The 12,684-nt window shown below is 40.0% G+C and carries 11 protein-coding genes; 9 read left to right on the forward strand and 2 right to left on the reverse strand.

From position 1 onward, the window contains the following. Positions 1-139 precede the first annotated feature (139 nt). On the reverse strand, positions 140-1,633 hold the full coding sequence (locus ABZP31_RS10425; protein WP_005015494.1) for a PLP-dependent aminotransferase family protein: 1,494 nt from the start codon (positions 1,631-1,633) through the stop codon (positions 140-142). A gap of 289 nt (positions 1,634-1,922) precedes the next feature. Between ABZP31_RS10425 and ABZP31_RS10430 the strand changes: the two genes are divergently transcribed. The 5 genes from ABZP31_RS10430 to ABZP31_RS10450 all read left to right on the forward strand — a co-directional run bounded on the left by ABZP31_RS10430 (position 1,923) and on the right by ABZP31_RS10450 (position 7,360). Further along, positions 1,923-2,318 carry a nuclear transport factor 2 family protein gene (locus ABZP31_RS10430; protein ID WP_005015496.1) on the forward strand — a complete coding sequence of 132 codons (396 nt, stop codon included), beginning with the start codon at positions 1,923-1,925 and terminating at the stop codon, positions 2,316-2,318. A gap of 11 nt (positions 2,319-2,329) precedes the next feature. Continuing rightward, positions 2,330-3,766 carry an FAD-binding oxidoreductase gene (locus ABZP31_RS10435; RefSeq protein WP_005015499.1) on the forward strand — a complete coding sequence of 479 codons (1,437 nt, stop codon included), beginning with the start codon at positions 2,330-2,332 and terminating at the stop codon, positions 3,764-3,766. A 57-nt stretch (positions 3,767-3,823) separates the two neighbouring features. Further along, positions 3,824-5,263, forward strand: a complete 1,440-nt coding sequence (locus ABZP31_RS10440) for an amino acid permease (protein ID WP_005015504.1) — start codon at positions 3,824-3,826, stop codon at positions 5,261-5,263. A 59-nt stretch (positions 5,264-5,322) separates the two neighbouring features. After that, entirely contained in the window at positions 5,323-6,219 is an 897-nt protein-coding gene (locus tag ABZP31_RS10445) for an EamA family transporter (protein ID WP_005015505.1), read from the forward strand. A gap of 409 nt (positions 6,220-6,628) precedes the next feature. After that, a complete protein-coding gene (locus ABZP31_RS10450) occupies positions 6,629-7,360 on the forward strand; it encodes a Fic family protein (RefSeq protein WP_005406674.1) in 732 nt (243 codons plus the stop codon). Between the two features lie 29 nt (positions 7,361-7,389). Here the strand turns inward: ABZP31_RS10450 and ABZP31_RS10455 are convergent, their stop codons facing one another. Continuing rightward, entirely contained in the window at positions 7,390-8,325 is a 936-nt protein-coding gene (locus ABZP31_RS10455) for a LysR family transcriptional regulator (protein WP_005015513.1), read from the reverse strand. Positions 8,326-8,432: 107 nt separating this feature from the next. Here ABZP31_RS10455 and ABZP31_RS10460 point away from each other — a divergent pair, with 107 nt between their 5' ends. Genes ABZP31_RS10460 through ABZP31_RS10475 form a run of 4 tightly spaced genes read left to right on the forward strand, consistent with a single transcriptional unit; the run spans position 8,433 to position 12,482 of the window. Next, positions 8,433-9,593 (forward strand): acyl-CoA dehydrogenase family protein, encoded by a 1,161-nt coding sequence (locus tag ABZP31_RS10460; RefSeq protein ID WP_005015516.1) that lies wholly within the window; start codon positions 8,433-8,435, stop codon positions 9,591-9,593. 14 nt (positions 9,594-9,607) lie between these two features. After that, on the forward strand, positions 9,608-10,429 hold the full coding sequence (locus ABZP31_RS10465) for a CoA ester lyase (protein WP_005015518.1): 822 nt from the start codon (positions 9,608-9,610) through the stop codon (positions 10,427-10,429). Between the two features lie 17 nt (positions 10,430-10,446). Then, positions 10,447-11,286 carry a MaoC/PaaZ C-terminal domain-containing protein gene (locus ABZP31_RS10470; protein ID WP_005015521.1) on the forward strand — a complete coding sequence of 280 codons (840 nt, stop codon included), beginning with the start codon at positions 10,447-10,449 and terminating at the stop codon, positions 11,284-11,286. 5 nt (positions 11,287-11,291) lie between these two features. Continuing rightward, positions 11,292-12,482, forward strand: a complete 1,191-nt coding sequence (locus ABZP31_RS10475; RefSeq protein ID WP_005015523.1) for a CaiB/BaiF CoA-transferase family protein — start codon at positions 11,292-11,294, stop codon at positions 12,480-12,482. The last annotated feature ends 202 nt before the right edge of the window (positions 12,483-12,684 follow it).

The following is a 12,684-nucleotide window of genomic DNA, read 5'->3' on the forward strand; positions in this document are numbered from 1 at the left end:
ACCTTATCGGTAGGTTTGTGCAACAAAGCCTCTTAAAACTGAAAAATGGAAATTTTAACTTGGTAAATTTCAAATAGCTGCCAATTTTAAAGACTAGACTGCCACCACTCTCCCACCATACTAATTAGTACGTATGTATTTAGTTGTATAAATAATACTCTTCAACCGCCCTCGCCAAGTTAAAAACACCTTTATTAATTAGATCAGCACTGATTGACCCAAACCCCAAACGAAGGAAATGTTTCTGTTTGTGATCATCTAAAAAGAAAGACTGCCCCGATTCAATGAATACGCCTAAATTTGCGGCATAATGAGACAAAACCGTAGTATCAATATCTGCTGCGGTATCAATCCAACATGCTGAACCACCATTCAAAGCATAAGGTTTCCATGTTGGAAGATATTGTTTTAATGCCTTATTGAGTATTTCGCCCCGTTGTCGGTGTAACTGGTACTGACGGCGTAGCATGCTATGGTAATAGCCTTGATCGATAAACAAAGCAAAGACACGTTGATTGAATACATTTGGATGTCGCAATATCAGACGGCGTAAATGTCGAAGTTCTTGTATTAATTCGGGTGCAGCAACGATATATCCTAAACGTAACCCCGGTGCCAATGGCTTAGACAGACTTCCAAGATAAATGACGCGACCATGTCGATCTAAACTTTTTAACGCGGGGATCGTCGTATTTTGTACCAGCACCTGAGCATCATATTCATCTTCAATAATTATGCTGTCGTTTTGTTCTGCTAACTGCAATAAATTTTGTCGGCGCTGTGGTGACATGGTTACACCTGTTGGACATTGCCGTCCTGGCGTAACAAATAAATAATCGCACTCGCTTGCTCGAGTTAAAGTTACCCCCTCATGATCTACAGCTAAAGGAACAATATTCTGGGTTTGTAGCATGAATATATTACGTGCATCTGGATAACCAGGTTCCTCAACCCCTATCACATGATTCTGCCGCATTAATAACGTGGCCAACATATATAAGCCATGCTGACTCCCCACGGTTAGCAATATTTCATTCTCTTGAGCCATGATGCCTCTAGTAGGCAAAATATGCTGACGGATTGCATTAATGAGATAGGCGTCGTCCCCCTGTTGAGTAATGTCTTGTGACCATATTGAGGCATCTTTGGCAGATAAGGCACGTAATGCACATTCCCGCCAAGCTGAGGCAGGAAAGCTTTCCTCATCTGGCTGACCATAAATAAAGGGATAGGCATAATTCATCCAATCACTGGGTTTGGTCAAATGCCTTTGTGCTGAAGGTCGTATACAAAAGCGAGCCTCCCAAGTCGTCGCTTTTGACGTGGTCCGAATGGTTTTATTCTCACTACTATCAATCTGGAAATTTAAACAAACAAAATGTCCACTCCGCTGTTTGGATTCCAAAATTCGCTCAGCAACCAATTGTTGATACGCAATGGTAACCGTATTTCTTCCAACACCCAATTGATCAGCTAAATCTCGGCTAGAAGGTACTACCATACCTGGTTTTAAATAACCTTGTACTAAAGCCGAAAACATCATACGGCAGATTCTGCCCTGTAAATTCAAACCGCTCTGTGCCGTATTAGAAAATAATGCTTGCCAAACTGTAGCTGAAATTGCTGAAGTCACTAATTAATCCTTATATCTGTGCATTGCTGCGATCCATTTTGATGCTTGCCTACTCAAACTGGTGCAAAGCTCATGGTTTCAGTCCATCTTTAAGCTAAAACTGGACTTACTTGATATAAAGCAAAAGGCATTCCACTCTTATTAATTTAAGATATCTATTTAAAAACAATAACTTAATAATATTAATTATTGGCTCCATAAAAACTCTAAATCTGGTACTACGCCATATTTCAGTATTTCCGTACATTCATTTCATCAGTTTATAAAACCTAATTTTGGAGCAATACAAATGCAGCAAGCACAATTAATCCAACTTCTTACCGATTTTTCAACAGCTTGGAATCAACATGATGTTGAACAACTCATGGCATGCATGCATCCAGAATGTCGGTTCGAAACTGTGGCTGGAGATGATGTTTTTGGAACCAGAATTGAGGGCTTAGATGCAGTTCGTCAAGCATTTAGCAATACCTTTCAAAGTTTTCCAGATGCTCAGTGGCGTAACGGTAAACACTGGATCAGTGATAACGCGGAGTTCGGTATTTCAGAAACAACTTTTACAGCAACGACTGCTGATGGCGGCTGGATTGAAGCCAATATGGTTGATGTCTTTACATTTAAAGATGGAAAAATTCTCGTCAAAAATGCATTCCGTAAAAATAGACCTGTGCAACCAATCGCATAAGGAGTCATTCAATGAATCAATCTGTCCAACATGCAAGTTCATTTCGCGAACGCCTAGAACCGCATAAATCTATACCGCCACAGAGTTTTAAAAGTTACAACTCACAGTTTGACCCTTTAACCACTCCTGTCCTATCAGGTAATGAAAATTATGCGCCAACTTATTGGGTCGGCACAGCAGGTACGCCACCCGAAGATGATGGGCCATTAATGGGTGACACCGAAGCGGACATTGTCATTATTGGTGGAGGCTTCACTGGGCTATCGACAGCACTAACACTGGCTGAACAATTTGGTGCCGCACCTCTTGTGCTTGAAGCAAACCGTACCGCATGGGGCTGTACCAGCCGTAACGGTGGGCAAGGTCAAAATGCGTCGGGTCGTCTGTATCGCTCCCAATGGATTGAAAAATGGGGATTAGACACCGCCAAACGTCTTGATGCCGAAATTCGGGAGGGCTTTGACTACTTTAAAGACCTCGTGAGCGGTATTGAATGTGATGCACAAGATGGTGGACATCTTTATATCGCCCATCGTGCAAAAAAAATGGCTTTCCTTGAAAATGAAGGTCGCGTCATGAAAGAGGCGTTCGGCTATCAGACTCGTATGTTGAGCCGTGAGCAACTGCATGAAGAGTATGTGGCTGATCAGGAAGCTGCCGGAGCCTTACTGGAACCCGATGGTGTTGGCGTACACCCCCTAAAACTGGCTTTTGGCTATTTAAAACGTGCCCGTGCTGCTGGTGCCAAAGTACATACTTCAAGTCCGGTACTTGGATGGGAAACGCACAATGGCATCCATTATTTACGTACTCCAAATGGTATTGTCAAAGCAAAACGTGTGGCAGTTGCAACAGGTGGCTATACGCCTAATGGCTTACACCCGCATCTTTCTGGAAAAATCATGCCGATTTTATCCAATTCTATTGTGACACGCCCTTTAACAGAAGCGGAACGTGCTGAGGCAGGCTTACACAGCACCACATTTATTACGGATACTCGAACTTTACGTCACTATTATCGCCTACTCCCTGATGGATCCATGCAATGTGGCAGTAGAAGTTCCTTAACCGGTGCAGATGCAGATAATCCAGTCCATCTCGAACGTTTAAAAGAAGGGCTTTATCGCAAATTTCCAAGCTTACGTGGCATACCTATTGCTTATTCTTGGTGGGGTTGGGTCGATGTGAGTCATGACATGATGCCTCGTATCGTACAACCCAACCCTGAGGAAAGCATTTATTATGCTATTGGTTATGGTGGTAATGGTGTGTCTTTCTCCGCGATGGCAGGACTCCGTCTTGCAGAACGAGTGATGGGAATACACCGCCCTCAATTTGAGCTTCCGATTTATAAATCCCCTTTGCCTTCACATCTGTTTCGACCATTCCGTCGACTCGGGCAAGCATTGTTATATCGCTGGTACCACTTAAGAGATGAAGTGCTTTAAGCGCAAATTCAGTCATCTGTAATGATTCGGTTATAAAAATATAAGAGGGAATCCATCATGTATGATTCAGATTCAAATCAAAGTTTAAAAAGTGCTTTAAAACCTCGTCATGTCCAAATGATGGCACTCGGCGGTGTTATTGGAATGGGACTATTTGTAGGTAGTTCTGTAGTGATTCAAGCTGCAGGTCCAGCCGCAATTTTGTCCTTTCTGATTACGGGTGTGTTGATTATTTTAGTGATGCGAATGCTTGGTGAACTTGCAACCGCCTCTCCTGTATCAGGCTCCTTCTATGCATATGCACGCCATGCTTTCCAAGATTCGCCCTATTTATCTCGACTCGCAGGCTTCATGACAGGATGGATGTATTGGTATTTCTGGGTCATCGTGATTGCATTAGAAGCGATTGTCGGTGCAAAACTCTTTGCTTATTGGTTACCTGATACACCACAATGGATCGTCAGTCTGGTTTTACTCGCCCTATTAACAGCAACGAACTTATTCTCAGTCAAATCCTTTGGTGAATTCGAGTTTTGGTTCTCATCTATTAAAGTTGCTGCGATTGGTCTTTTCATTTTCCTTTGTTCTTTATATATGTTCGGTCTTTGGCCAAACCATCAAGCCGCTGGATTTGGTGAATTGTTAAATCATGGTGGTTTTATGCCAAATGGTTGGGGACCAGTCTTATCGGGTGCTATTGCCGCAACTGGATTTTACTTTGGTGCTGAGATCGTTACGATTGCTGCTGCAGAAACCAAAGACCCCGAAAAATCTGTTGCCAAAGCAACTCAATCTGTAATTTCACGTGTACTTATTTTCTATGTTTGCTCAATTTTATTAGTGGTATGTATCGTCCCTTGGAATAGTCCAGAAATTGCGACGCCTTATGTAAGTGCATTAAAAGTTCTTAATATTCCGTTTGTTGCAGACATTATGAATGTCGTAATTCTCGTAGCGGTGCTTAGTTGTTTAAATTCTGGTGTTTATGCTGCGAGCCGTATGTTGTTTGCGTTAACCCAAAATGGTGATGCACCTCGTAGCTTAACTAAACTTTCAAAAAATGGTGTTCCAATTCGTGCCATCCTATTTAGCACATTGTTTGGTTATCTATCAATTCTAGCTTCATACTTCTCACCAGATGCTGTTTTCCCTTTCTTGGTCGAATCTTATGGAACTGTAGCCTTATTTGTCTATATCGTGATTGCATTCTCGCAAATCCGTTTGCGTCGCCACTTAGAACGTGTAGCACCTGAACGTTTAAAAGTTCGTATGTGGTGTTTCCCATACCTCAGTTATTTTGCAATCATCGGCATGCTTTCCATCTTTGCTGCCATGGCTTTTATTCCTAGTCTTCAAAAAGCGTTCTGGTTCGGTATCGCAAGTGCAGGCATCCTGTTCTGTATCTTCATTATTCGTGATTACATAGAGCTGATTAAATTACGTCATCAAAGTACACAACTGAATACGCTCATCCCTGCCAAACAAACCAAAATTTAATCCTCAAACACAATGACCTGTACCAAGTACAGGTCATCCACGTCTTTAGGAAATTACATATGCTTTTAAAAGATAAACTTGCTGCCTTCGCAGTCGTGTTCATCTGGGGTATTAACTTTTATTTTATGAAAGTTGGCGTCAGTGAGATACACCCTATGCTCCTCGGATGTTTACGCTATCTACTGGTTTTATTGCCTGCCCTCTTTTTCATTCGTATTCCAAGCATCGGGTGGAAATGGTTATTACTTTATGGCTTTATTAGTAACTTTTCTCAATTTGCTTTTATGTTCAGTGCAATTGCGACAGGAATGCCTACAGGTTTAGTCGCTTTAGTTGTGCAATCCCAAGCCTTTTTTACTGTCATGATTGCAGCATTTTTTTTACGCGAACAAGCCTTTTGGAACCAGTGGCTGGCTATCGCGATTGCCTTTATGGGCTTAATGCTGATTGCCTTTGGTCAACAACATAGTCATGTTCCATTAATGGGTTTGGCATTGGTATTATGCTCAGCAATTTCATGGGCCTGCGGTAATATCGTAGTCAAAAAAATGGGGCCTGTTCACCCAATTGGTTTAGTCGTATGGGGCAATATTCTTACCCCTTTATGGTTTTTACTTTTAGCGGTACAGAATATTGGCTGGCAAGGTGTGGTTGCGGATTGGCATGCACTGACTTGGAAAGGATTCGGCGCCGCCGCATTTCTCGCCTATTTCGCCACGATTATCGGATATGGCTTATGGATCTACCTACTGACACGTTATCCTGTTGCTAAAATTAGCCCATTGTCACTTTGGGTACCTGTTATAAGTATGATTTTTGCCTATTTATTTTTAGATGAACAATTAAATACTTTGCAGTGGTTGGGTTCATGTATTGTTATGCTGGGTTTAATGGTGCATTTATTGGGGCAAAAAATTCAAACTCTATTGTTAATGCAAAGAGCATCAAACACTTAAATAATTATAATTTTCCCATATACACTCAAAGGCTTACTCAAAAGAGTAAGCCATATTCTGAACAGCCATTCATTCGAGTTAATCCTGTCCTTTTGAGAATCATCTTAGTATAACAATAAGTAAAATTTCAGAACTTACAGAGATGGCGTCAATTGAACTCAGATCCTAACCAACTAATTCTAAAGATCTTTTATTGAATAAAAAAATTCATTGACCCAATTTTGACCCAAATCAGATTTATTGTATTGAATCACGAAGTAGTTTTGTTCAAATCCCAATTCAGGATTTGAAATAGTGTACCGATTGTAGCATCGTTACAATCTAGTAAAAATATTATATTATAACATATCGTTTATTTGATATTCTTTTTTGATGTATTATTCTTTTAAACACATTTAGGGACAAAGTAATGTTTGAAATTATTGATGATTTAAAAAATAAATTAGATCAGCATCGCCCCCTATCCCCAGCAATAGTAAAAAATTTACAAGAAGATCTTATTTTACGATGGACTTACCACTCGAATGCTATTGAAGGAAATACCCTTACTCTTTTAGAAACGAAAGTCGTGTTAGAAGGCATAACTGTCGGTGGGAAAGCATTAAGAGAACACTTCGAGGCAATTAACCATAGAAATGCTATTTATTACGTTGAAGATATTATTAGAAAAGAAGAACTATTTTCGGAATGGCAAATTCGCAATATCCATCAACTCATTTTAAAAAACATTGATGATGATAATGCTGGCCGTTATCGCCAACAAAATGTTCTAATCTCTGGTGCCACGTCTACCCCACCTGATTACACATTATTAAATGACAAGATGGCTCAGCTAGTTGATTGGTACAATTCAGAGGCACATAAGCTTCACCCCATTGAACGTGCAGCTAAAGTACATGCTGATTTTGTAGGTATCCATCCATTCATTGATGGCAATGGCCGTACATCACGCCTATTGATGAACCTCGAATTGCTTAAAGCTGGTTATCCACCTTGTGTGATTACTGTAGAGAATCGTTTAGCTTACTATGAAGCATTGGATCAATGGATGGCTTATGGAAAAACTGAAGCTTTTATTCAGTTGATTTCCAAAGCAGTGGTCGAAGGATTTAAACCGTATCAGGTGGTTTTAGGTCTTTAACTTACGATTTTATAAATAAAATTTAGATATTAACTTTCATATATCCATTGAGCATTCGGCCATTTTTTCTCATCAATAGATTGCTCAACACAACCAATAATTTCGCGTGAAATAATCCTAATATGCTTGGGGATATTTCTTGTAGAGTGCGTTGCTAAAGTAATCACACGAGAAAATGAGGGGTCTAAAATTGGAGTAACTTTAATTAATCCTGCCCTATACTCATTTATTACAGAAACTAGGGGTAAGATTGTATAACCAAAGTCCTGGATAACTAGCTGTTTTTGTATATTCAAATCATTAGTTTCAGCATAAATCTTTAAGTTAGCTTCATTTTGCTTATAAGCCTGCTCAATCAGAGATCGCAATCGATGAGGGTGAAAAGGTAAAATTAATGGAAATGGCTCTATTTTTTTAAGTTCAAGGACTTCATTTTGCTGAAGTGTAGATTGAGCCGATCCTATTAAAAATAGTGGCTCTTTTACCAACGGAGTCAAATCAATTAACTTAGAAGGTGTAGTGTCATACATTAAAGCTAAATCAATATCTCCAGCCTCTAACCATTCTTTTAAATGCCCAGAATATCCCACTGATATTTTCACTTGTACTTCAGGATACTTCTCCTTGATCAACTTCATAATCAAAGCAGAAAGTAATTCACTAATACTCGACAATACACCGATATGAACTTTCCCTCGTATCATTCCTTTATTTGCGGTTAATTCTAATTTGGCAGTCTCAACTTCTTCTAAGATTCTTCTTGCATAAGGTTCTAGTAACTTACCATCCTCAGTCAAAGCCATCCCATGACGGGAACGGTTAAATAATTTCACTCCTAATTCTTCTTCAAGCATTTGAATCTGACGTGATACAGCAGGCTGCACAATATTTAGCATAGCTGCAGCCTTAGTAAGGTTTTCTACTTCTAATATTGTAACGAAAGTCCGTAATTGTTTGATGTCCATTTCAATAATTTTCTAGCATGACTTCCATCAGAATATACTATTTTAAATTATTTTACATAACAATATATGATCAAAAATATAAAAGGGATCATGATAAGGCCATTCAAATGAAAAGCACTTTTAATAACTACCAAGAAATCCGTGAAGCTGTTCGTGCATTATGTGCGCAATTTCCAGATGAATATCATCGCAAAATTGATGAAGACAAAACTTATCCTGAAGAGTTTGTAGATGCCTTAACTAGTGCAGGCTGGTTGGCAGCAATGATTCCAGAAGAATTTGGCGGTTCAGGATTGGGCTTGGCTGAAGCATCTGTAGTTATGGAAGAAATTAATCGCAGTGGCGGAAACTCAGGCGCTTGTCACGGTCAAATGTATAACATGAGTACACTGTTACGTAACGGCTCTCAGGTACAGAAAGAATTTTATTTACCTAAAATCGCATCTGGTGAATGGCGTCTACAATCTATGGCAGTGACAGAACCTACGACGGGTACAGATACTACAAAGATTCGTACCACCGCAGTAAAAAAAGGTGACAGTTATGTGATTAATGGTCAAAAGGTGTGGATTTCACGTGTGCAGCATAGTGATTGGATGATTCTTCTGGCACGAACAACGCCTTTGGCTGAAGTGAAAAAGAAATCTGAAGGCATGTCTATTTTCATGGTTGATATTAAAGAAGCCATGAAATCAGGCATGGCGGTGCAACCTATTCCCAATATGGTGAATCACGAAACCAATGAATTATTTTTTGAAAACCTAGAAATTCCTGAAGAAAACTTAATCGGTGAAGAAGGTAAAGGTTTTAAATATATTCTAGATGGCCTGAATGCAGAACGTACTTTAATTGCTGCAGAATGTATTGGTGATGGTTATTGGTTTATGGATCGCGCAACCAAATATGTAAAAGACCGAGAAGTATTTGGCCGTCCAATTGGTCAAAACCAAGGTGTGCAGTTCCCGCTTGCTGAATCTTTCATTGAAATCGAAGCTGCAAACTTAATGCGTTTCCGTGCTTGTGAACTGTTTGATCATGGCCAGTCTTGCGGTGCTGAAGCAAATATGGCGAAGTATCTGGCTGCTAAATCAAGCTGGGAAGCAGCAAATCACTGCTTGCAATTCCATGGCGGTTTTGGATTTGCCAATGAATACGATATTGAGCGTAAATTCCGTGAAACCCGCCTGTATCAAGTTGCCCCTATTTCGACGAATTTAATTCTCAGTTATGTTGCTGAACATTTACTTGATTTACCGCGCTCATTCTAAATAAAGGCTACAGCATGGAAAAAGTACAAAAATCTGCACGCTCTTATCTTTTTGTACCGGCTAATCGTGTAGAACGTTTTGAAAAAGCGCTCAGCACATCAGCGGATGCAATTATTATCGATTTAGAAGATGCGGTTCCAGTGAATTTAAAAAATTCAGCCAGAGAAACTTTAAAATATTGGCTGATGGAGCATCCACAAAAAAATATGATGATCCGTATCAATTCAAAAAACAGCGAATGGTTTGCGGACGATATCCAGTTGGCAAAATTCAGCAATGTGCAAGCGATTGTGTTACCCAAAACTGAATCTGTTGCAGATATTGATGCTGTGACTGCTATTCGTGCAATGGATATATTCGCACTGATCGAAACCCCGCTTGGATTTGTCAATATCCGTCAAATTGCTCAGGCAAAATCGGTTAAGGCACTGATATTCGGTTCAATTGATTTTCAGTTAGAAATGAATATGCAAGGCGGTTATGAGGAGCTTTTGTCATTTCGTAATGAATTCGTATTGGCTTCTAAACTTGCAGGAATCGAGTCTCCTATCGATGGGGTTACTGTTGACTTCAAAGACGAAGCTTTAGTTGAAAAGGAAACCTTACAAGCCAAGAATCTGGGTTTTGCAGGAAAACTTTGTATTCATCCAAAGCAGATCGATATTGTGAATACTGCATTTAGTCCAACAGATGTTGAAATTCAGTGGGCGCAGCGTGTTTTGGATGCTATTAATCAAGCCCAAGGCCAAGCCATCAGCCTAGATGGAAAAATGATTGATTTACCCGTCATTTTGAGAGCGCAAAAGATTTTGAAGCAAGCGGGTTTAAACGCATAAAGGATTAAGGAGTGGTCATGGAAAACTACAGTAATTGGATTGGAAAAAAAGAAGTACTGGATGATTATTCAGATCATCGTCCTGTAGCAATGATGCAGGCTTTACTCAATGAAGAAAATAAGTTACCGGCTGATTTACCGCATTTATATCATTGGTTTTATTTTCTACCTTTGGTTAACGGACAGGATCTTGCTCTAGATGGACATCCTAAAAAAGGCGGATTCTTACCCCCTATTCCTTTTCCTAAGCGTATGTGGGCAGGCAGCCGCTTAGAGTTCATCAAACCCATTGCCGCTCATCAATCCATATGTCGTGAATCAGAAATTTTAAAGGTTGAGTTCAAACATGGAAAAAGCGGTGACATGTATTTCGTTACCGTTCAGCATTCAATTTATGCAGAAAATGAATTGGCCATCATTGAAGAACAAGACATTGTGTATCGTGATGTAAGCAACCAAGTACAACGTGCTCCTCAGAAGCAGCCTGAAAATGCAGAAACAAAAGCATTCGATTATAAAAAATCGTTCCCTATCGATCCTGTGACGCTATTCAGGTATTCGGCTGTGACATTCAATGGACATCGTATTCATTATGACCGTCCTTATGCCACCCAAGAAGAAGGTTATCCTGGCCTTGTGGTGCATGGCCCACTTTTAGCCACTCTTTTAATTCATCATTTCAAACAAGAATATCCAGATAAACAAATTACTCATTTTGAGTTTCGTGCGGTGAATCCAGTCTTTGATTTTGATGATTTTCAAATCTATGGCAGTATTAAATCCACGCAAGGAGAATTATGGATTCAAAAAGACAATGGTCAAATTTGCATGAAAGCAAAAATTTCTTTTAAGGAATAAGTCCAATGCTTCCTTTAAATGATATTACCGTCATTACACTCGAGCATGCAATTGCTGCACCATTTTGTACACGGCAACTCGCAGATTTAGGTGCACGGGTAATCAAGATTGAGCGTCCAAATATCGGTGACTTCGCACGAAAATATGATGAGCGTGTCGATGGAATGTCTTCGCATTTTGTATGGGCCAATCGGTCTAAAGAAAGCTTAACACTGGATATTAAAACTCAAGCGGCTCAAGATATTCTCAGGCAGCTTGTATTAACAGCAGATGTACTGGTGCAAAACCTTGCGCCAGGTTCTGCTTCCCGGCTTGGTCTGTCTTTTGAAGAATTGTCTGCAATCAATCCGAAAATTGTTGTCTGTGATATCTCAGGGTATGGTGATGATGCTGAAAATCCCGGTCCTTATCATGATAAAAAGGCCTATGACTTACTGATTCAGAGTGAATCCGGATTTTTATCGATCACTGGCACCGAAAATGAGTATACAAAAGCAGGCTGTTCTATTTCTGATATTGCTGCCGGTATGTATGCCTATTCCAATATTTTGGCTGCCTTGATTGAACGCGCTAAGACAGGTAAAGGAAAACGTATTGATATTTCGATGCTTGAAAGCATGACTGAATGGATGGGCTATCCGCTCTATTATGCGTTTCGTGGCAATACCGCACCTCAGCGGACCGGAGCCTCGCACGCAACCATCTATCCTTATGGTCTTTTCCATACGGGTGATGATAAACAAGTCATTTTAGCGGTTCAAAATGAGCGGGAATGGAAAGCCTTTTGCAAATTTGTATTGCAAGACGTTACACTTTCAGAAATGCCTGAATTCATAAACAATACATTACGCTCAAAAAATCGTGAAAAACTACAAGCTATTATTTTAGATGTATTTAAACATTTAACTCAGACAGAAGTGATCAATCGTTTAGATCTTGCCAATATTGCCAGGGCGAATGTGAATGAAATGAAAGACGTCTGGCATCATCCACAATTACAAGCACGACAGCGCTGGACTGCGGTAGACACCCCGGTTGGTCGAGTTCCGACACTTAAACCCGTCGGATGCAAGAATGATAAAGATTACCAAATCGGTCCTGTACCAGACCTGGGAGAACATACCCAGGCAATTCTAGAGGAATTAGGCTATAGCAGAGTTGCCATTCAAGAATTTATTGACCAAGCCATCATTTAGGATTTTCCGGTTTTCCAGCATCATATAGGCCGTGATGTTGGATTTTTTGAAAATATCGATATCCCTTAGGTGCCGTCAATACAGGACGCTATTCTCCTTACGGCTCTTCATTTAGTGTTTTGGGTCACCTATCCCTAATGGAATGATTTAAAAATACATACCAGCAACCTCACTTTGGTCTAACAATAATCACATTTCATAT

Source organism: Acinetobacter sp. FL, from assembly GCF_040744925.1.
Lineage (GTDB): Bacteria > Pseudomonadota > Gammaproteobacteria > Pseudomonadales > Moraxellaceae > Acinetobacter > Acinetobacter radioresistens.